At 32.9% G+C, this 21,762-nt stretch carries 17 protein-coding genes and 3 pseudogenes; 16 read left to right on the top strand and 4 right to left on the bottom strand.

The features are described 5' to 3' along the window. The first annotated feature begins 22 nt into the window (after positions 1–22). The 4 genes from hsrA to NIL_RS02510 all read left to right on the top strand — a co-directional run bounded on the left by hsrA (position 23) and on the right by NIL_RS02510 (position 3,817). A complete protein-coding gene (gene hsrA, locus NIL_RS02525) occupies positions 23–694 on the top strand; it encodes a homeostatic response regulator transcription factor HsrA (protein WP_187648062.1) in 672 nt (223 codons plus the stop codon). A 23-nt stretch (positions 695–717) separates the two neighbouring features. Then, positions 718–1,974 carry a sensor histidine kinase gene (locus NIL_RS02520; RefSeq protein WP_197972117.1) on the top strand — a complete coding sequence of 419 codons (1,257 nt, stop codon included), beginning with the start codon at positions 718–720 and terminating at the stop codon, positions 1,972–1,974. A 95-nt stretch (positions 1,975–2,069) separates the two neighbouring features. After that, positions 2,070–2,327, top strand: coding sequence for a YfhL family 4Fe-4S dicluster ferredoxin (locus tag NIL_RS02515; protein ID WP_187648060.1), 258 nt, complete (start codon positions 2,070–2,072; stop codon positions 2,325–2,327). After that, positions 2,327–3,817: a Ppx/GppA phosphatase family protein gene (locus NIL_RS02510; RefSeq protein ID WP_187648059.1), complete on the top strand. Its 1,491-nt coding sequence runs from the start codon at positions 2,327–2,329 to the stop codon at positions 3,815–3,817. Before NIL_RS02515 ends, NIL_RS02510 begins: the two co-directional genes overlap by 1 nt. A 57-nt stretch (positions 3,818–3,874) precedes the next feature. Here the strand turns inward: NIL_RS02510 and bamA are convergent, their stop codons facing one another. Next, positions 3,875–6,085, bottom strand: coding sequence for an outer membrane protein assembly factor BamA (bamA, locus tag NIL_RS02505; protein WP_187648058.1), 2,211 nt, complete (start codon positions 6,083–6,085; stop codon positions 3,875–3,877). A 122-nt stretch (positions 6,086–6,207) separates the two neighbouring features. On the opposite strand from bamA, the gene NIL_RS02500 reads away from it, so the two are divergent. Together NIL_RS02500 and NIL_RS02495 are read left to right on the top strand one after the other, a co-directional pair. Next, positions 6,208–7,035, top strand: coding sequence for a prephenate dehydrogenase (locus NIL_RS02500; RefSeq protein ID WP_187648057.1), 828 nt, complete (start codon positions 6,208–6,210; stop codon positions 7,033–7,035). A 237-nt stretch (positions 7,036–7,272) separates the two neighbouring features. After that, a pseudogene (locus tag NIL_RS02495) lies at positions 7,273–8,506 on the top strand (IS256 family transposase). Between the two features lie 30 nt (positions 8,507–8,536). Here the strand turns inward: NIL_RS02495 and NIL_RS11185 are convergent. Next, positions 8,537–10,065 (bottom strand): annotated as a pseudogene (locus tag NIL_RS11185) (IS1634 family transposase); the annotation flags it as partial. A 140-nt stretch (positions 10,066–10,205) separates the two neighbouring features. Between NIL_RS11185 and NIL_RS02480 the strand changes: the two are divergent. After that, entirely contained in the window at positions 10,206–10,370 is a 165-nt protein-coding gene (locus NIL_RS02480) for a hypothetical protein (RefSeq protein ID WP_187648055.1), read from the top strand. Between the two features lies 1 nt (position 10,371). On the opposite strand, the gene NIL_RS02475 is transcribed toward NIL_RS02480, so the two are convergent. Further along, the gene (locus NIL_RS02475; RefSeq protein ID WP_197972116.1) at positions 10,372–10,704 is read right to left on the bottom strand and encodes a hypothetical protein; all 333 of its coding nucleotides are present in this window, start codon (positions 10,702–10,704) and stop codon (positions 10,372–10,374) included. Between the two features lie 109 nt (positions 10,705–10,813). Between NIL_RS02475 and NIL_RS11050 the strand changes: the two genes are divergently transcribed. Further along, entirely contained in the window at positions 10,814–11,905 is a 1,092-nt protein-coding gene (locus NIL_RS11050; RefSeq protein ID WP_187648054.1) for a methyl-accepting chemotaxis protein, read from the top strand. On the opposite strand, the gene NIL_RS02465 is transcribed toward NIL_RS11050, so the two are convergent. Next, positions 11,906–12,166: a diguanylate cyclase domain-containing protein gene (locus tag NIL_RS02465; protein ID WP_187648053.1), complete on the bottom strand. Its 261-nt coding sequence runs from the start codon at positions 12,164–12,166 to the stop codon at positions 11,906–11,908. 104 nt (positions 12,167–12,270) lie between these two features. Between NIL_RS02465 and NIL_RS02460 the strand changes: the two are divergent. The 8 genes and pseudogenes from NIL_RS02460 (at position 12,271) to NIL_RS02425 (ending at position 21,760) form a co-directional block, all read left to right on the top strand. Next, positions 12,271–13,443 (top strand): annotated as a pseudogene (locus NIL_RS02460) (IS3 family transposase). A gap of 207 nt (positions 13,444–13,650) precedes the next feature. Beyond that, the gene (locus tag NIL_RS02455; protein ID WP_187648052.1) at positions 13,651–15,276 is read left to right on the top strand and encodes a sensor histidine kinase; all 1,626 of its coding nucleotides are present in this window, start codon (positions 13,651–13,653) and stop codon (positions 15,274–15,276) included. Next, a complete protein-coding gene (locus NIL_RS02450; protein WP_187648051.1) occupies positions 15,257–15,907 on the top strand; it encodes a response regulator transcription factor in 651 nt (216 codons plus the stop codon). Before NIL_RS02455 ends, NIL_RS02450 begins: the two co-directional genes overlap by 20 nt. A gap of 122 nt (positions 15,908–16,029) precedes the next feature. Then, a complete protein-coding gene (locus NIL_RS02445) occupies positions 16,030–17,358 on the top strand; it encodes an OprD family outer membrane porin (RefSeq protein ID WP_187648050.1) in 1,329 nt (442 codons plus the stop codon). A gap of 9 nt (positions 17,359–17,367) precedes the next feature. Continuing rightward, positions 17,368–17,682 carry a DUF485 domain-containing protein gene (locus NIL_RS02440; RefSeq protein WP_187648049.1) on the top strand — a complete coding sequence of 105 codons (315 nt, stop codon included), beginning with the start codon at positions 17,368–17,370 and terminating at the stop codon, positions 17,680–17,682. Further along, complete coding sequence (locus NIL_RS02435; protein WP_187648048.1) at positions 17,679–19,322, top strand: cation acetate symporter; 1,644 nt, start codon at positions 17,679–17,681, stop codon at positions 19,320–19,322. The genes NIL_RS02440 and NIL_RS02435 overlap by 4 nt, the downstream gene beginning before the upstream one ends. A 36-nt stretch (positions 19,323–19,358) precedes the next feature. Further along, on the top strand, positions 19,359–21,164 hold the full coding sequence (locus NIL_RS02430; protein WP_187648047.1) for a putative nucleotidyltransferase substrate binding domain-containing protein: 1,806 nt from the start codon (positions 19,359–19,361) through the stop codon (positions 21,162–21,164). Continuing rightward, positions 21,164–21,760, top strand: coding sequence for a 3'-5' exonuclease (locus tag NIL_RS02425; RefSeq protein ID WP_187648046.1), 597 nt, complete (start codon positions 21,164–21,166; stop codon positions 21,758–21,760). Before NIL_RS02430 ends, NIL_RS02425 begins: the two co-directional genes overlap by 1 nt. Positions 21,761–21,762: the final 2 nt, after the last annotated feature.

Genomic DNA, 21,762 nt, shown 5'->3' with positions numbered 1-21,762 from the left:
TAAAATAAAATAAAGGGGTACAATGAGAATCTTAATAGTAGAAGATGAAGTAACGCTTAATAAAACTCTTGCGGAAGGGCTAAAAGAGTTTGGTTATCAAAGTGATGTTGCGGAAAATCTCAAAGATGCATTATACTATTTAGATATTAGAAACTATGATCTGATTTTAGCTGACTGGATGTTACCAGACGGAAGCGGTTTAGAGCTTGTAACACAAGTAAAACAGAGTAGTCCAAAAACTATTGTTTTGGTATTGTCTGCTAGAGACGATAAAGAGAGCGAAATCGAAGCACTTAAAGCAGGAGCAGATGATTACATAAGAAAACCTTTTGATTTTGATGTTTTGATAGCTAGAATAGAAGCTAGACTTAGGTTTGGAGGAAGCAATATTATCGAAATCGAAGATCTAATTATCAACCCCGAAGAAGAAAAAATAACCTACAAAGATAAAGAAATAGAACTTAAAGGAAAACCTTTTGAGGTTCTTACACATCTTGCAAGGCATAAAGACCAAATTGTATCTAAAGAGCAGCTTCTTGACGCTATCTGGGAAGAACCTGAACTGGTAACTCCAAACGTTATAGAAGTTGCGATTAACCAAATAAGACAAAAACTAGATAAACCTTTAGGAATAACTACAATAGAAACGGTTAGAAGACGAGGTTATAGATTTTGCTTTCCAAGAGGAGCATAAGAGGAAAGTTTATATGGCAGTTAGTGCTGGCTTCGGCCGCACTAATTGCCATATTTTCCACCATTTTATACAGCTACATTAGACACTCTTTATACCAAGAACTAGAAGAGGGATTAATAAGACAAGCAAAATATATAGTAACAAATATTCCAAACCAACACGCCGGAGACAAAATAGATAGTTTTTATCTTCAAAATACTTTAGATATTCATGTAGAAGTAATATCAAAACCTCCTAATATAAATAGCATACATTTTGCAGTTTTAAAAAAAAATAAACAGGTTTACGCGATACTCTACTACCCTTACAATTTTAGAGAACAGACGTTTTTAAAAATTACGAAAAATATTACTTCCATATCTCATCTCTTAAACAAAATTCACAGAATTATAATATTTGCCAATATTTTAGGTTTTGCTTTAATCATTATATACGCTTTTTTAATCTCAAAAATGCTAACTACCTATATAACCAACTTTACGAAAAAACTAGCAGATATGAACGAAAATATGTTAAAACCGATTAAAATTGAAAATCTTCCTGTTGAGTTTCAACCACTCGGACGCTCTATAAATATGCTTATAAACAGAATACAAACATTTGTAAAATACCAAAAAGAGTTATTTATAGGAGTTGCTCATGAACTCAAAACTCCTTTGGCAGTCATGAAACTAAAAAATGAAGTAACTCTCATTAAAAAAAGAAGTCCAGAAGAGTATATAGATACTATAAAACTCAATATAAAAACAATCAACGAAATGAATAAAATGATCGAAAATGTTCTAAAAATAGGAAGACAAGAAGGTGATCATTTCGAACCGCCAGTTGAGATGGACGTTATAAACTATTTAAAAGAGAAAGCAAACAACTATAAGCTTTTAGCAGAACAAGAAAACAAGGAACTTATAATAAAACTAAAACCGGAAAAATATAAAACAATGATTCAGCCTACACTTGTTAACCATATTTTGCAAAATTTCATACAAAATGCGATTAAGTTTACTCCTGAAGGCGGAAAAATTGTTTTAAAAAGTAACCCAGTAGAAGATGGATTGAAAATCGAAGTTATTGACGAAGGACCTGGAATAGACGAAAAATTAGATCTTTTTGCACCCTTTAAAAGAAGCGGTGAAAAAAGCGGTGTAGGACTAGGGCTTTTCTTAGCAAAAAGTGCAGCAGATGCAATGGGTGCTACAATAGAGATCAAAAACAGAGAAGATAAAAAAGGTGCTGTTGCTACATTAATAATACCTTCTACTCTTGCTTGCCCTATTTGTTAAATCTCACTTTTTGTTCTGTTTTATTGATTTAATTTTTTATTAAGTTTATTTCAGATATAAATTTGCGATATTTAATTTATATAGAGGGGGTTTTAATGTCTTTAATGATTACTGATGAGTGCATTGCATGTGACGCTTGTAGAGAAGAGTGCCCGACAGAAGCTATCGAAGAAGGTGATCCAATCTATATAATAGATCCAGACAGATGCACGGAATGTGTAGGATTTTACGATGAACCAGCTTGCATAGCGGTATGTCCAGTAGAGTGCATTGTACCTGATCCTGATAACATGGAAACAATAGCGGAACTTAAACTCAAATATGAACAAATTATAAAAGAAAAAGAAGATTAATGGCTAAAAGAACCGCAATAATTGACATCGGTTCTAACTCAGCCAGAATGATAATAATCGAGAGAACCAGTAGATTTGGTTTTTATCTCATTGAAGAAGTAAAAAGCAGAGTAAGGATTAGTGAAGGAGCCTATGAAAATGGCGGTTTACTTCAACCTCATGCTATGGAAAGGGCTTTTAACGCTATAAAAGAGTTTTTAAATATAGCAAAAGCTTTGAAATCAAGAAAAATTTTATGTGTTGCTACTTCTGCACTTCGGGATGCCCCAAATAAAAATGTTTTTCTTAACAGAGTTAAAAAAGAGCTTAAACTCAATATAAAAGTAATTGACGGAAGAAAAGAGGCTCTTTTAGGAGCTATTGCTGCTTCTAATCTTTTGCCTATTAACAGCGGAATAACCATAGATATAGGTGGCGGTTCTACTGAACTTGCCTTGATCAAAGATTCAAAAATTATAGAAACAGTCTCATTGAATCTCGGAACAGTTAGATTAAAAGAACTCTTTTTTGATAAAAATTTAGATTTTAAGGAAGCTATATCTTTTATCCAAGAAGAGCTCAAAAAAGTACCTAAAACTTTTATAGAACATACTGCGATAGGCATAGGCGGTACTATAAGAGCTTTATCTAAATCGATAATGCAAAAAAACGAATATCCTTTAGATAAACTGCACGGTTTCGAATATGAACTTAATAGTGAGAAAAAGTATCTTGAAAAACTTATTTTTGCACCTACAGGAAAACTAAAAAAATATTATATAAAAAAAGATAGATACGATACTATAAAAGAAGGTGTTTTAATCTTTGTAGAAGTATTAAAATATATTAAAGCACAAAAAGTTATCACAAGTGGAGTAGGAGTAAGAGAGGGATTTTTCTTGTACGATCTTCTTCGAAACACAAATTTTTCGCTCCCCAAAAACTTCAATCCAAGTGTAAAAAGTCTTTTAGATAGATTCTGTTTAAACAAAAAAGCAAGTAGATGTTTTTACAAAAATGCCTCAAAAATTTATAATACTCTGTTTGAAGAGTTTGACAAAAAAAGAGAATATGAAAAACATCTACTAATAGCCTCAAAACTTTCAAATATCGGGATAAAGATAGATTTTTACGAACATCACAAACATAGTTCATATATTATTTTAAATGATCTCGAATATGGAGTTACGCACAAAGATATAGTATTGATTTCAACATTGGTTAGATTTCACAAAAAAAAGCTTCCTGGAAATAGTTTTATAAAAGATTTTAAAAAACTTCTACCACCCATTCATATATTAAATTGGCTTAGCTTTATACTAACCCTAGCAGAAGTTATAAACAAAGATATGAGTTGTCCTAAATTTGAAATTGAGTATAAAAAAGGAGTACTTAAGATCAAGTCTGACTCTTTGCTATATCTTGCAAAAGAGGAGATCAAATCTTTAGAAAAACCGGCACCCTTTGCTATCATTTTTGAAAAACCACAAAGTGATAAAGCAACAAAATAAAGAGAACTTTCCTCACCATTATCTTATCACTTCATCACCTCTTTTTATTAGCATTTTTTAAAATTTCGTACCCATACTAAATTCTAAACTCGAGGTTCTATCACCAGGTTTGTCATTAAGCGGTGTCGAGAAAATAAGCTGTATAGGTCCCATAGGAGAAAGCCACTCTATTGCAGCCCCAGCACCGCTTCTTGAAATTTCGTTAAAACTCTCTTCACCTATCATTCCGTAATCATAAAAAAATGTAAGTCTCATTCTTGCAGAATTTATCAAAGGAATACTTGCTTCTATAGAGTTGGAAAAAGTCTGTTTTCCCCCGATAAGTCTGCCTTCAGTATCTACGGGTGAAATAGAACCAGAAGAGTATCCTCTAACGCTTCTTATTCCACCTATATAAAATTTTTCGTTTACAGGTAGATAACCAAGATCAGATATATAGCCTACTCTTGCTTTATATCTTAATACAAGATCATAGTCTATAATATCTTCAAGACCATAATAATAAGCAAATTTTGCATAACTTTTCAAATATTTATCATCTCCTCCTATTCCTGCATACTCAACAGATACAGAAGAGGCGATACCGTGTCTTGGAACATAAAAATCATCAGTATTATCCCAATAAAATGCAGGTACAATAGCACTTTTTATATATTTTCCTTCCGGAAAATATATACTATCAAAAGTTACATCACTTAACTCATTCTCTTCGTATTTGTAGGTAACAGAACCTCTAAGATATCTTGATAACTGCTTACCTAATCCTACAGAAGCACCCTTCCTTTTTTGGGTATAGTCGTACGATTGATACGTAGTATTATAGAAATTAAGACTTAAACTGTAATCGCTATCAAAAATTCTAGGATTGTAGATACCAAAATTAAATCTTAATGATTTAGATGAGTAGTCAACTGATAAAGAGGTATTTATTCCACTACCAAATATGTTTCTATCAGATATGCTTGCATTTAAAATTACGCCTTCATAAGAGCCGTAACCACCACCAACCATTATATTTCCTGTTGGCATCTCTTTAACTTTTACCAAAAGATCAATTTCATTTTCGCTTACACGTCTCTCCTCGATAGTTACATCTTGAAAAAAACCTGTTCTTTTAAGAGCGTTTTTGGAATCTTTCAAATCTGTTAAACTATAAAGATCTCCAGGCGCTAGGTAGATCTCTCTTCTTATTACCCTATCTAAAGTTCTTTGATTGCCAGAGATTATAACATCATGAATATATACTTTTTTTCCAGGAATTACAGTATATTCAACTATAGTTGTATGATTTTTAGAATTTTTTTTAAAATCAGGAATTACCCTAACATAGGCATACCCAAGATCTGCAATATGCTCTTTAATTTTTTGCATATCGCGTCTTAATCTTTCTATGTTAAATATTTTTCCTTTTTTTAGTTTCATCTCTTCCAAAAGTTTTTTAGGCTCTATAACCGGTTGGGTCAAAAATATCTTTATATCTTCTACAGTATAAGGTTCTCCCTCTTTAACGTGATAAAGAAGTTTAGCGTTATAAGTGTTAAAATCCACTCTTAAAAATGGATTGCTCACTTTAGCATCTAGATACCCCTCTCTCATATATAGGTCTTTGATCCTAGCACTGTCATATTCTATCTGATCCATTTTTAGCTTACCGTCGTCAAATCCCAACATCCAACCAAAAAAGTCGCGTTCTCTGTTTGCTACGATATCTTCTATCTCATCTTTATCAAAAGCCCTTAAACCACAAATTTCTAGTTTTCTAATAATAATATTTTCACCCTTGTTTACTAGAAAATCGACTTCTATACTTCCATTTGGCAAAGTTTTCGTCTCTACCTCAACTACAGTATCGTAGTAACCTTCTTCTCTCGCTTTTTGTATGATTTTAAGTTTGGCCTCTTCTATCTTCTCCTCATCATAAATATCGCCCTTTTTAATACCTAAAATCTGAGGAAGCTCCTCTTTCTTGCTCTCTAAATATCCCGTAACATCTATTTTAGAGATCATAGGCTTTTCAACAAAATGAAAAGTTAGAATTCCATCCTCTTCCGTTACCCAAATATCTTTAAAATAGCCCTGTTCATAAAATTTTTTTATAGCTATATCTATTTTTTTTATATCCAGTTCACTGCCAGGATGAAGTCCGACTATCTCTTCCGCGATAGTTGAAGATAGATGAATAAGCCCTTCAAATTTAATCTCTTTTATGTTTTTAGCTTGTAGAATCAAAGAGGATAATAGTAACAAAGACCAAACACTTTTTTTCATTAATTTACCTTAGGATTAACAAGATTTATTATAGGCCTTAGTTTACCAATATTTTGATTAATCTTGATTAAAAGCGAGGCTAGTTATAATAATGTCTTCTAATTTTACTTTTAAAGGTTACCATGACTGCTGGAATAGTTGGTTTAGGGCTTATGGGAGGCTCATTGGCTTTAGAACTGAAAGAGTTAGATTTTATAGAGAAAGTTTTAGGATATGATAAAAACGAAGAACATAAAAAAGAGGCGTTGAAACTAGGCCTCATAGATGAAATTGTTGACTTTGATGATATAAAAAAATGTGACGTAATATTTTTGGCTATTCCCGTAGAAGGCATAATAGAAGCTTTAAACAAACTTATCGATATCAACGAGAATACTACTGTCATAGATTTAGGAAGTACAAAAGAGAAAATTGTAAAAAATGTTCCTAAAAAGATAAGAAAAAACTTCGTAGCAGCACACCCTATGACAGGAACTGAAAAGTTCGGCCCTGAAGCTGCATTTAAAGGACTCTACAAAGATAAAATACTGGTTTTATGCAATATAGAAGATAGTGGAGAAAAACAGAAAAAGCTATCCGAAAAGATATTTACTGATATAGGTATGCAGATAGTTTATATGGATGCAAAAGAACATGACAAACATGCAGCATTTATAAGCCATCTTCCTCATGCCATCAGCTACGCATTAGCAAACAGCGTACTCAAGCAAGAAGATCCAAAAAGTATCTTGATTCTTGCTGCAGGCGGTTTTAGAGATATGAGCCGCCTTGCAAAAAGTTCCCCAAACATGTGGACGGATATTTTCAAACAAAATAGAGAAAATCTTCTGCTATCCATTGAGGTTTTCAAAAAAGAGCTCAAATATGCACAAAAACTTATAGAAGAAGAGAGTTGGGAAGAGCTTAAAGAGTGGATGAAAACAGCCACCACTTTGCATAAGATTTTATAATTTATCCCCTTTTTCTTCCCTCCTGACTTTCTCGATAAGGAACACAAATAAGATTTTTATGAATCAGAGCAAATTGCATCGAAAATTTGCTGTTGAATTTTGGATAGATTCAAAGGGATTGTTTCATCATCAAGTTCAATAGCAAAAATATGTTTGATCATATCCCTTAAAATTTGGGAGCGTTAGAAATTTTGTGTCAATCCGATAGAATAAAATAATCTAAAGGAGAGACACAATATGGAAAACTTCGATTTGAATGAAGCTCTTGAGGCTATCAAGGCTGGAGCAAAAATAGATGGCAAAGATGGAGTACTTGCACCACTTATTAAACAACTCACAGAGGCTGCTTTAGAAGCAGAACTTGAATCACATCTAGCTAAAGAGATAAAAAACCGCAAAAATGGCAAATCTTCAAAAACAATGAAGAGTTCAGTTGGCGAGTTTGAACTAGTGGTTCCAAGAGATAGAAAAGGGACATTCGAACCTCAAATCGTTAAAAAGTATCAAACTTATATGAGCGATCAAATAGAGCAGAAAATACTATTACTCTATGCTCTTGGAAACTCCTATAGCCAGATAGCCCAGCATATTAAAGAACTTTATGGTATTGAATTTTCCAAAGCCACTATTAGTGCTGTTACAGATAAGATTATTCCAATGTTAAAAGAGTGGCAGCAAAGACCATTAGAGGCAGTATATCCTTTCATTTGGCTTGATGCAATACACTATAAAATCAAAGATAATGGTAAATATGTTAATAAAGCTGTTTATACTATTCTTGGAGTAAATTTGGAAGGCAAAAAAGAGATATTGGGACTTTATCTATCAGAGTCTGAAGGTGCCAATTTCTGGCTATCTATTTTAACAGATTTAAACAATAGAGGAGTCGAAGATATACTTATTATCAGTGGATGGACTCAAAGGGTTTTCAGAGGCTATCAATGCAATATTTCCTAAGACCGAAGTGCAACTTTGCATTATTCATCGTCCGAGCGAAGCGACAACCCCGCAGGCGAAGCCGAGGACAATAAGAAATTCCCTTAAATATGTAGCTTCTAAAGACTCCAAAGAGTTCATGAAAGACCTTAAAAAAGTGTATCAGGCAATATCCAAAGAGGCTGCCGAAACGGAATTGGATCGGCTTGAAGAGAAATGGGGCAAAAAATACCCCATTGTTATCAACTCGTGGAGAAATAAATGGGAAAATCTCTCCTATTATTTCAAATATCCTGAAGATATCCGTCGTATCGTCTATACTACAAATATCATAGAATCTGTCCATCGACAGTTTCGAAAACTTACTAAAACAAAAGGAGCGTTTCCCAATGAAAACAGCCTTTTAAAGCTGCTCTATCTTGGTATTCAGAATGCTCAAAAAAAGTGGACAATGCCAATTAGAAACTGGAGTCTTACTCTCTCCCAATTGGCTATATTTTTTGAAGGAAGACTCGAGAAAGCTCTCGAGCTATGATATAATCCTATGAACTATCGGTGACACAAAATTATGAACGGTCTCTAAAATTTTTCTTGAAAAAGGTAGAGTAACATTATTTTGTTTGAGCTTTCTTTCAAACTCCATATAGATTGCATAGGCAACAAATGATATAAGGATATGAGCTTTTATTCTATGAGCTATTGAATGGTAGATTGGTCTGATTTTAAGATCTGTTTTAGAGATACGAAACGCTTTTTCAATATGCCAAAGGTTTTTATAATGTTCTATAATTTCTTGATGTTTGAGTGAAAAATTATTAGTAATGAATCCTTTGATTCCATCAAGTTTTTCATCTTGAGTTACTTTCTCAAGATTAAGTTTAAACTCGATTTTACAATTTTCATCCAAATCTAAAAACTTTGCATAATGGGAGAGTTTTAAATCGGACTTTGTGATATTATTTGACTTTTCTATCTTCTCTTTTAGTTTTTTAAAGGCTTTTTCTCTTAAATATCTATCTTTTTTTACTCTTTGTGTAGAGTATGAAAGAATTAATCTTTGTTTTATAGTCTCTTTATCTTTTATTTTATTCTTTTCTTTACAAATAAGTTCTTTATCCAATAAAATCTCTTTTGTGTCCATATCTGAAAGAAAAACAAGATTTGTAATTTTCTCTTTGAGTGAATCTTTTAAACTCTTTATTCGTGCAGCAATAATATATTGGTATCCAGCTTTGGAGAGTTCTATAAGATTGCAATTACTCAACATCCCTCTATCAGCAACAACTATAGGCTTATGGGATAATAGAAACTTTTTTTGAAATTTCTCCAATACATCTATAATTGTATGTCCTTCAAATTTGTTCCATTCATATACTTCATAAGCTAATGGATATCCTTCAATTGTTGTTAGAAGTCCAAGCTGTATTGGGGACGGTTAAGTTTTCCCTCTTTAGAAAAACCAATTCGTCTTAAATCATCTTCACTTTCACTCTCAAAGTGCAAAGTAGTAACATCATAAAAACTCACTATAAGCTGATTTTTAACTACTTTAAGAGTATGTTCAAACACACACCGCTCTATTTCCAGTTTTATCTCTTCACTATAGAGATTGTCTAAAAAACGATATATCCTATCCTTTTCTATCTCTTGTCGTTTGAAGTAGTACAAATAATCTATCAAATAGAGTTTACTTCCTGGATAAAGTAGTCTTGAGATTACAAGTGATTTGAATAAAAAGAGTTTTTGTTGTTTGTTTCTAATATTTTTTAGTTTATCAAATATCTTATTACATCCAATCTGCTTAAAAAGTTTCCCATATATAAGTTCATCACCTATTGATATAAAACTCTCATTAGTAATTTGTGCAAGAAGAGTCTTTAGTTGCTCTTTTTTTCTATCTTCTATTGTTGTAAATAGATTTTGCTCTAATTCATCAATTCTTTGGAGTGCCTGTTGATATAACTGCTCTATCTTATTTTCATCTTTACTGCATCCTATAGTTTCAACAACCTTATACCCTCTATTAGTCCTATCAACAATAACGATACTAACACTTCCGCTTCTATTTTTCTTCTTTCTTACTCTTAAGCCCATATAGAAATTTTAGCCTATTTCTCTTTGAGGCACACATTTTTTATTTTTTTGTCCCATGAAAGCCCCTATTTTAGGGCATTTGCTAATTTGAATCTTGACGTTTCTGAGATAACGCGAAAGTCAGGAGCTATCAATATAGAGTGGAAAATCCAAGAAATTTTAACTATCTTGGTCCGCAAAGCGTTGATGTAATTATTATTGATGATATTGTAACTACCGGCCTTACCTTAAAAGAAGCCTATGAAGTAGTAAAGCAAAAAGCAAATCCGCTTTTTGCTCTTACTTTGGCAGATGCTAGAGAATGAACTACTTTTGTATTCCCAATATGTAGTATGTCTCTTTATTTTGAACTTTTTGAAGATTTACGTTATATTTTTGAGCCCATCTGTTTATGATATCTTTAGCTTCTTCTATAAACTCTTTATTTTCAGTATCGATTTTAATTTTAAAATAAGGATTAGAATTTGACATGGCAACATATGAAGATAGATGTTTTAAATGATCGTTTAAAGCCACAATATGTTTTTTGATATTTTCAAAGCCTGGTGTATTTTTTTCAATATTTTCTAACTGTTTCGTTGATTTTTCGTCTATATTGTATCCAAGTTGAGTTAATATTCCTTCGTTTGATATTTTCATAATACATAACTCCTTTGTTAATATTTTTCATAGTATAACAAAATATTTTTAAAAATTTTAAAGTAAATTTGTTATAATTTTCTATAATTTGGAAAATTAAGGATTAAATATGTTTTTTTCTAAAAGAGAAAAAGAGCTCGAAAAAGTTATTGAAAAACTTAAAGATGAGAATAACAGACTAAAAAATGAGAACGAAGAGCTAAAAAGTAGTCTAACGAGTAAAGAATTGAAAAATATAGATACTAAAAAGGATTTTAAAGAGTTGTGTAAATTGGAAAACGAAAATCTAAAATTTGGTCTTGTAGATATTCAATCAAATATTGCAGAATCTGTTAATGAAGCCAAAACCACCATCCATTCCGCTACCGATTTAAATAACAAATTTAACGAGATAGTAGAGGGCATAACCTCTATAATGAACGATACAAACGTGCTTAATTCAACAGCATATAAATCTAAAAATAGCGTACAAGAACTTTTTGAAAGAACCGAAGAGGTAGATAGAATACTTTCATTGATTAAAGAGATCTCCGAACAAACCAATCTTCTAGCTCTTAACGCGGCTATAGAGGCTGCAAGAGCCGGTGAGTTTGGAAAAGGATTTTCAGTAGTTGCAGAAGAGGTGAGAAATCTTGCTGATAGAACGCAAAAGGCGGTTAGAGAAGTTGACAAAATTATAAAGACTATGAAAGAGGAGATGAACGACGTTGATGTAATCGCTACTGAAGTGAGCGAAAAGATAGAAAAAATAGATTTAAAGATTGAAAATTTTAGAAGAGAGCTTTCAGAAATAAATATTAGTGTAAATAAAACATTTGATAAAATTATTAAAATATCAAATAGAATTTTTATGAGTTTGGCTAAATTAGATCATATTATATGGAAAGTAAATACCTATCTTTCCGTAATAAAAAATGAACAGGTTTTTGATTATGTGGATTTTCACGAGTGTAGATTGGGAAAGTGGTATTATGAAGGAGAGGGAAAAGAGTTTTTTTCAACCGTACCATCTTTTGATTTATTAGAGACTCCTCATGAGATAGTTCATAAGGGTACTAAGAATATTTTTGATTTGATATTTACGGGTAAAGATTATTCATTTGATGAATTAATTGCGGCTTTAGAAGAGATGGAGGAAGGTAGTAAAAAAGTTTTTGAAATCCTAGATAAAATATTGGTTGAAAAAGAGAACTTAGAATAATTATTTATAAAAAAGATATTCTGTTTTGTTCCTTTTTTTCGAGATATAAAGAGTTTTATTGGCTCTTTTAAAGAACTCCTCTTTACTTTCACGTTTTTTATACTCCGTTATTCCGAAGCTGCAGCAGATTTTTTCATGAATATCTTTAATGCCATCTCTTTCCAACTTATTTTTTAGTTTTATAATCAAATTTTTTGCATGAGATAAATCTGTATTGGATGCAATGATAGTAAATTCATTACCTCCTGTTCTTGATAACATATCAGCCCGGATTTTATAATGCCCCTAAAATTTTAGACAACAAAATCTAATAAGGAGCTTCAAATTAGCTAAAATGATAAGAGGGAAAAAGAAAGGGGCTAAAGATGAGCAAAAAGAAAAAAAGCTATAGCGCAGAGTTTAAGACCAAAGTAGTATTGGAGCTATGAAAAGATGAGGAGCCTGCTGCAAAGATAGCAAGTAAATATGGTATCAGCGTTCAAACACTCAACCAATGGAAGAAGAAGTTTTTAGAAAACGCTTCTTTGGCATTCGATATCGCAGAGGCTACAAAAGAGTATAGAGAAAAGATAAAAGAGCTAGAAATTGAGAATGAAGTTTTAGCGAAAACTTTAGGAAAGACCACAATAGAAAGAGACTGGGCAGTGGGAAAACTAAAAAGCTTGGACTTATCAAGTAAGAAAAGTCTCGTCGAGTCCAAGCTTAAAACCATCTCTTTGACGAGACAATGTGAACTTTTGGGTCTCAATCGCTCCACACTTTACTATAAACCAAAAGGAATAAGCGAATACGATTTGAAGATTATGCGCCGTATCGATGAGATATATACCGATGTTGCAACCTATGGCTATCGTAGAATCCACGCTAGGCTCAAAGAGGAAGGTTGGCATATAGGTCATAATAAAGTACATAGATTGATGCAACTTTTAGGAATTGCTGCAATTTATCCTAAAAGAAAGAAACAAACCAGCACCAAAGCCAAAGAGCACACAATCTATCCTTACTCTTTGAAAGCCTTTAAAACGATAAAGGTCAAGTAGTTGTGGATAGACCAAATAGAGTGTGGAGTGGTATATTACCTATATCCCAGTCAAGGGTGGCTTTATGTATCTATGCGCCATTATCGATTGGCACTCTAAAGCCTTGCTATCGTGGAGGCTTTCCAACACACTATAGATGTATCATTAGTGACACAGACACTTCAAGATGCTATCGATATACATGGAGTACCCCAAATCTTCAATTCAGATTAAGGAAGTCAATATACAAGTGATAATCATACCAAACTTTTAAAAAAGTATGGCATCACAATCTCTATGAACTCTAAAGGAAGAAGTATCGATAACATTGCAATAGAGCGCTTCTTTAGAACACTCAAATATGAAGAGATCTATCTCAGGGAATATAGCAACGTTAAGGAACTCAGAACAGGCATACGAAACTACATCAAATTTTACAATTTCAATCGAATGCATTCATCTTTAAACTATAACAGACCGATGAATGTCTATCAGACATCAAAAGAAAAAGCAGCTTGAAAAGCTGAAAGATGAATGCTAAAAAAGTTGTCTTGACAAATGGGACAGTTTACAAAAGCCATAAAAATTCCCTTATTGCAAAAAGTCAATAAATGTAAATAAGAGGTTAGATAATAATCACAACTTTTACTTTTATGATATTATTATAAAGAAAAAGTTTAGTAAATTTTAAGCTATTATCGTTTCCATATTTTAAAAAGGAGTGTTTTGAATCCTTTTAAAAGTATTAGTTTCGTTAAACTAAAATACTTTATGCTTTCTCTTTTCATCTTGTTTGTGTCACTTTTTACGGCTTTAATAGTTTTTGAAGAGTATCAAGAGTTTCAAAAAGAGATAGCTAGATTTAAAAAAGAGTATATCAAAAAACAAAAGCATCTTATAAAAAAAGAGACTCTAAGAGCTTTAAAGTTTATCGCTTATAAACACTCCAAAAACAGAGACAAACCACTTTCGGAAGTAAAACAAGAGATAATAGATGCTATTGAGTATATGAGAAACGAAAGAGACGGAACGGGATATATTTTTATCTATACCTTCGAGGGTATTAACGTAGCCGATCCGATACTAAAACAAAACAAAGGAAAGAATCTGATTGATTTTGAAGATCCAAACGGCAAAAAAGTTATAAAAGAGCTTATAGAAGTTTCAAGAAAACCAGAAGGGGGATATGTAGAGTATGTCTGGAACAAACCTATAGCTAACGTTTTAGCACCAAAAATCTCTTACGCCAAATCCTACGAACCCTTTGGCTGGATGGTAGGAACCGGAGTATATTTAGACGAGATAGAAAAATTTATCAAAAACAAAGAACAAGCCTATAAAGATAAAATGATTAAATATATAATCAATATTATCACCCTATCATTTATTCTTTTATTGATAACAATTACTACGATGAGATACTTTTCTACTTTAATAGAAAAATCTTTGATAAAGATCAGAGATAGGTTTAATGAAGCGGCAAACAAAAATATATATATATATACCGAAGATATTCTTTTTGAAGAGTTTAAAGAGATTGCCAAATATACAAACAAAATGATAAAAATTATTAAAGATCGAACAAGAAAACTTCAAGAACTAAACAAAACGTTAGAAGAAAAGGTTTTACAAAAAACGAAAAAACTACATATCCAAAACTTAGAACTCAAACGCTCAAAAGAGTTAACCGAATCACTCCTAAAAGCACAAGATAAATTTTTAAAAACGGCTATTCACGAAATAAATACGCCTCTTAGTATAATACTTGCAAATATTGATCTTTTAAAAATGGAAAATATAAAAAATCAAGAGATCACAAATATAGAATCGGGCATAAAAATCATCCACAATATCTATAACGATCTAGCTTATATGCTTAAAAAAGATAGAGTCGAATATAAAAAAGAGCCGGTTGATATATCTACCTTTTTAAAAAATAGGATAGATTTCTTTAAAGAGGTGGCAAAAGGCAATATGCTACAAATAGAAGCGTCAATCGAAAAAAATCTAAAGCTGTCTATAAACTCCATAGAGCTTCAAAGAATAATTGATAACAACTTGTCAAACGCTATTAAGTACAGCTATCCAAAAAGCACTATTTACATAAAACTTTATAAAGATGAAGATATAATATTTGAGATAGCTACAAAATCAAAAAAGATACAAGAGACAAAAAACATTTTTGAGCAGTTTTACAAAGAAGACGACGCTAAAGGCGGTTTTGGGTTGGGTCTAGCTTTAGTAAAAGAGATTTGCGATAAATACGGCTTTAAGATCGAACTAACATATAAAAACGGTTACAATATTTTTAAATATATACTGAAAGAGAGAGATGAAAATATTTTTGCTTGAAGATGAGATAATTTTGTGCAAATCTATAGATAGATACCTACAAAAAATTGGCCATGAAGTAAAAATCTGTTTTAACGGAAAAGAGGGACTTGAGATAGTAGAAAAAGAGAGTTTTGACTTGCTGATTTTAGATATAAACGTTCCAGATTTAGACGGCTTTAAACTTCTTGAGACTCTTAAAAAAAAGCATAAATACATCCCCACAATCTTTATTAGTGCTTTAACGGATATTGAAGATATAACAAAAGCCTTTGAACTTGGCTGTAAAGATTATATAAAAAAACCTTTTCATCTAAAAGAGCTTGAGATTAGGATCGAAAAAATCTCAAAAGAGATAGAAAACAAAAAACATATAGTTTTAAGCAAAAACTACAGTTACTCCATAGAAAAAAAGACTCTCTATTTTGAACAATCCCCAGTAGAGCTTACAAAAAGGCAACTCCAGATCATTGATCTACTTGCAAAAAACAGAGGTTTGGTCGTGGATTTTGATTTGTTTAGAGAATATGTCTATCGTGATGAGTTTGTTGATAACCCTACAATTAGAGCAGAAATAAGTAGATTAAAAAAAACTCTTAAAGAAGATTTTATTATAAACATCAGAGGACTCGGATACAAAATAGAAAAATAGCGCTTCAACTCTACACACTTTACATATTTTTTTTAATCTTAAACCTTTTAAACTATTATTGCTACGTTTATGCTACTAAAGACATTTACAATAATAGTAAAATCAAATTTTAAGGAGTAGATATGAAGAAAATCGCCTTATCCTTAATGGCAGCATCTTTGCTAACATCTGGTTTTGCGGCGGACAGTTTAGACGAAGCTTTTAAAAACGGAACTTTAAATGGTCACGTAAGAGCTTTTTATATCGATAGAAACTGGCAAGGAGCCCTTGAATCGGCTAAAACTGACTACAGTGCTTTTGCAGTTGGAGTAGATTTACACTACCAAACTGCAGATTACAAAGGCTTTAGTGCCGGAATAGGTCTCTATAGTGACAATGATTTCGGTCTTAATAGCTCAGACCCGGCTAAAGTCCATACATCAATACTTGGTGACAATGGTGATAGCTACTCTTTTGTAGGTGAAGCATATATTCAGTACAAAAATGGCAATACTTCAATAAAAGCAGGACGCCAAAAACTCAATACCCCTCTTGCAGCAGCTGATGATGCAAGAATGATACCAACTCTTTTTGAAGCTTATGTCTTAACAAATACAGACCTTCCGGATACAACTTTGGTTGCGGCTCATGTTACAAAAGTTGCTCCCGGAACATTCTTTAACCAATACAGAGGCTCTACCGCTTTAGCCCTAACGGCAGGTTACGGTGCAAACCCAAATGCCAGTATAGGAAGATTCGAAGATATGGGATGGTACGCCATAGGAACGGAAACAGACGGGGTTACTGCGGGCGCTATAATCTACAAAGGTATTAAAAACCTTACTTTACAAGCTTGGGATTACTATGCTTATGATATACTAAACGCAATCTACCTTCAAGCCGATTTTAAATGGAACTCTCTATTAAGTGAAGATATAAAACCTTTTGCAGCTTTACAATATATTAATGAAAGTGATGTAGGCGACAGTTATGCCGGAAAGGTAGACTCAAGTTATATAGGCTTTAAAGTAGGCGGTAGTTATAACAACTTAACCGTTTACGGAGCTTACTCAACAACAGACTCTAATACTAATGCAGCAGTAAATGGAGGTATTATAACCCCTTGGGGAGGTATGCCTGCTTTCACTCAAGGTATGGTTACTAGACATCAGTTCTTTGCCGATACGGACGCATGGAAAGTAGCCGGTACTTATAAATGGAACTCTTTTGGTATAAATCTTAAAACTACCCTCTATTATACCTCATTTGACGTAGGTAGTAATAACGCATACTCTCCTAATCACTCGTGGACAGCAACGGAAGCAGGTTTTGACTTTATCTACTATCCTAAAAACGTCAAAAACCTACAACTAAGATTTAGAGGCAACTTCCCTAGAAACTTCTACGAAAACTCCAGCGGCAACGACCTAGGCTGGAACGAATATAGACTTATCGCCAACTATAACTTCTAAGGAGTAGATATGAAAACCGAAATATTACAAAAGCTTAAAAACAATCCAAGACTTTGGGAACTTATAGAAAAAAGAGAGAAGTTTTCGTGGACAATGGCGATTATTTTATTGATCGGCTATTACGCGTTCATTTTAACTATCGCCTTTGAGCCATCGCTTTTAGGAAAACCTCTTGGAGACGGGGTGACCACCGTCGGTATTCCTGTAGGTATCGGAATAATCGTGTTTGCGTTTGCGCTCACGGGTATATACGTAAACAAAGCGAATAAAGAGTTTGATGTTATTACAAAAGAACTTCATGATTCCATAAAGGATGAACTATGAAAAAGTGGTTAATAGTTGGTTTATTCGCTATTTCTGCCTTCGCTGCAGGCGCTGCAGACGTTAGCGGTCAAAAAGAGTTAAACGTTTCTGCAATTGTAATGTTTTTGCTTTTTGTTGCCGCTACGCTAGGGATAACCTATTGGGCGGCTAAAAGAACAAGAACCGCAAAAGACTTTTATACTGCCGGCGGCGGGATAACCGGATTTCAAAACGGTCTAGCACTTGCTGGCGACTATATGAGTGCCGCTTCATTTCTAGGTATATCGGGTCTTGTATATCTAAAAGGATATGATGGATTAATCTACTCTATAGGATTTTTAGTAGGTTGGCCATTTGTGATGTTTTTAATCGCAGAAAAATTAAGAAACTTGGGTAAATACACTTTTGCAGACGTTGTAAGTTATAGGCTTCAGCAAGGACAAACAAGAACATTGGCCGCTTTTGGTTCAATAGCGACAGTTCTACTCTATCTTATAGCGCAAATGGTTGGTTCTGGAAAACTTATACAAGTACTTTTCGGACTAGATTACGCATTTGCGGTTATTATAGTCGGTGTTTTGATGATTTTGTACGTAACTTTTGGTGGAATGCTTGCAACAACTTGGGTCCAAATAATCAAAGCGGTACTGTTGCTTGCAGGTGCAACTTTTATTGCTCTAGCGGTAATGGCTCATTTTGGATTTAGTTTTGAGGCTCTTTTCAAAGAGGCTGTAAACACCCATCCAGATGGCGCTAAAATAATGTCTCCAGGTGGACTTGTAAGCGATCCGATATCGGCAATTTCACTTGGTATGGCTTTAATGTTTGGTCTTGCCGGACTTCCACACATCTTAATGAGATTTTTCACAGTTGCTGATGCAAAAGAAGCAAGAAAATCGGTATTTTACGCTACGGGCTTTATTGGGTATTTTTATATTTTAACTTTCATAATAGGTTTTGGTGCTATAGTATTTGTTATGAAAAATCCAGAATATCTTGATGCTGCCGGTAAGATTTTTGGCGGTAACAACATGGCAGCTATTCACTTGTCTCACGCAGTAGGCGGAAACTTCTTTTTAGGATTTATCTCAGCTGTAGCCTTTGCAACAATTTTGGCCGTTGTTTCTGGCCTAACACTAGCTGGTGCTTCGGCAATTTCACACGATTTATATGCAAGTGTTATTAAACGTGGACAAGTTGACGAAATAACCGAAATGAAAGTATCAAAAATAGCTACCTTAGTTATCGGCGTACTGGCAATTTTACTTGGTATCGCATTTGAGAAACAAAATATCGCTTTTATGGTTGGACTTGCTTTTGCGATAGCCGCAAGTGCAAACTTCCCTGTTCTATTTTTGTCTATGTACTGGAAAGGCTTAACTACCAAAGGTGCATTTAGAGGCGGTCTTTTAGGCTTGCTTACGGCTATAGTATTGGTTATACTTGGGCCGACAGTATGGGTAAGTGTTCTAGGAAATCCAGAGCCGATATTCCCATATAAGTATCCTGCCCTTTTCTCAGTAACGGTTGCATTCATAGGTATATGGTTCTTCTCTAAGATCGACAACTCAAAAGAGGCTCAGGAAGAGAGAGAAAAGTTTGAAGCTCAATATATCAGAGCTCAAACCGGTATAGGCGCCGAAAAAGCCTCTTCACACTAATTTTAAAGCGGCTTTTTGCCGCTTTAAGGATAAAAGATGGAAGAGATAAAAGAGTTTTTAAAATCTATTCATCCTTTCGATACATTGAGCAGTGATCTTTTAGATAAGATCGCCTCTTCAACCCAAATAGGTTATTACAAAGAAAACAGTGTTCTTATCGATTATGGCGACTCTGCCGACTTTTACTACATCATATTAAAAGGTACAGTCAAAGAGATTGATAAAGATGAGGAAATAGTAGATATCTATAAAGATTTAGAAGGGTTTGACGCCAAAACGTTGATAGATCAAAAAAGTGAAAACAGGTTTGAGACTATTGAAGAGACTATAACTTACGAGATAAAAAAAGAGGCGTTCCTAGAAGCCATAAATAGTTCTAAAGATTTCAAAAACTACTTTTTTTTAGGTATTTCTCATAAACTTCAAAAAATTAAAGAACAAAACAGAACAAAAACGATAAGCGAATTTTTGTCCGCAAAGATTGAAGATACCATTTTAAATAGAGCTCAGATTATTGATAGTAATAGTTCAATTTTTGAAGCTATAAAGATTATGGAAGAGAAAAAGACTCAAGTTTTAATAGTACGAAAAAGTAAAAATTACGGAGTCTTTACGGACAAGGATTTGAGAAAAGCGATCTTAAAAAATATTTCTGCAACCGAGCCGATTGAAAAATTGGCTAGTTTCCCAGCAATAACAATCAATTACGATGAGTTTTTATTCAATGCCCTTTTGAAAATGACAAATCACGGTATAAAACATCTTGTAGTAACTAAAGAGAACAATATAATAGGCACTTTAGAAATTACTGAAGTTTTAAGTTTCTTTTCTAATCAATCTTATCTGATCTCAAAAAATCTTGAAAACGTTCAAACTTTGGATGAGCTAAAAAAACTTAGTGAAAGATTTTTTGATATGGTAAAGATTTTATACCATAAAGGGATTAAGATAAGGTATCTATCAAAATTGATGGATGAGTTGCATCAAAAATTATACAGAAAAGTTTTCGAACTAATTTTTAATAATTGCAATGATTGTACTTTGATAGTATTGGGTAGTGAAGGTAGAGGCGAGCAGCTTCTAAGAACTGATCAAGATAACGCACTTATTATAAAAGACAGGGCTCCAAAAGAGACTATTTTAAACAGAGCTAAAAAATTTAGCGAAGCGTTAGTAGAGTTAGGATACCCAAAGTGTCCCGGCAATATAATGATTTCAAATCCATACTGGTGTAAATATGAGACAGAATTTAAAGAAGATATTCTAAACTGGATAGAAAATCCTTGTGAAGAGAGTTTTTTGAAAATTTCCATATTTTTGGATGCAAAATCTGTTTATGGAAAAAAAGAGAGTTTGGAAAATCTAAAAAATATAATATATGAGAGAGTAAGTGATAATTTCTCCTATCTATCCAATATGGCTAAACCTATATTGTCTTTTTCCACTCCTCTAGGATTTTTTAACACTTTTTTGACCGACAAAGAAAAAAAAGTAGACTTAAAAAAGGGTGGGATTTTTCCTATAGTTCATGGTGTTAGAGTCTTGTCTTTGCAATTTAGAATAAAAGAGACAAATACAATACAAAGAATCAAAGAGATTAGTAGATTAAACATTATCGATCGAGAGTTTTCCGAAGATCTTATAGAAGCTTTTGAAACGCTTCAAAGTTTTAGACTCAAAGCTTCTATCGAAAACATCGAAAAAGGAGGTGAAGCTATTAATGAGATAAAAACTGAAGAATTGACAAAAATTGAAAGGGATATTCTTAAGGATTCCTTTAAAATAGTAGATAAATTTAAAAAGTTTATTAAATACCATTTTAGATTAGATATGGTTACTTAATGGATTTGAAAAGATGGTTTTACAAAAAAAGGCTCAAAGATAAAAGGTTTGAGTTTATATTCAATGAGGATATACCTGACGAGTATGTGGCCATCGATACCGAAACAACCGGTCTGGACCCTAGAAAAGATGAGATTTTGTCAATTGCGGCTATCTTGATAAAAGATAACAAAATCTTAACAGGTAAGTCGATGCATATAAAAATCAAACCGCAAAATGAGATTGATAAAACAAGTATAAAAATTCATAAAATCAGAGAATGCGACCTTAAAGATGCTATGGAGCCCAAAGAGGCAATAGAGAGATTTTTATATTTTGTCAAAAACAGACCTCTTGTGGGTTACTATCTTGATTTTGACGTCAAAATTATAGATAGGTATTTAAAAAAGTATTTCGGATTTAAGTTGCCCAATAAAAAGATAGAAGTATCGGGGCTTTATTACGATTATAAACAAAAAGTTATACCGCAAGGTTTTATAGACCTGAGATTTGATACAATCTTGAAAGAGCTAAATATACCTAAGCTTAAAACACACAATGCCTTTAACGACGCGCTTATGAGCGCTATGATCTTTTTGAAATTAAAAAACAGTTAAAA

This window comes from Nitrosophilus labii (assembly GCF_014466985.1).
Taxonomy (GTDB): Bacteria; Campylobacterota; Campylobacteria; order Campylobacterales; family Nitratiruptoraceae; genus Nitrosophilus_A; species Nitrosophilus_A labii.
Note: the sequence above shows the minus strand (reverse complement) of the source record. Positions and strands in the feature narration are given on the sequence as shown.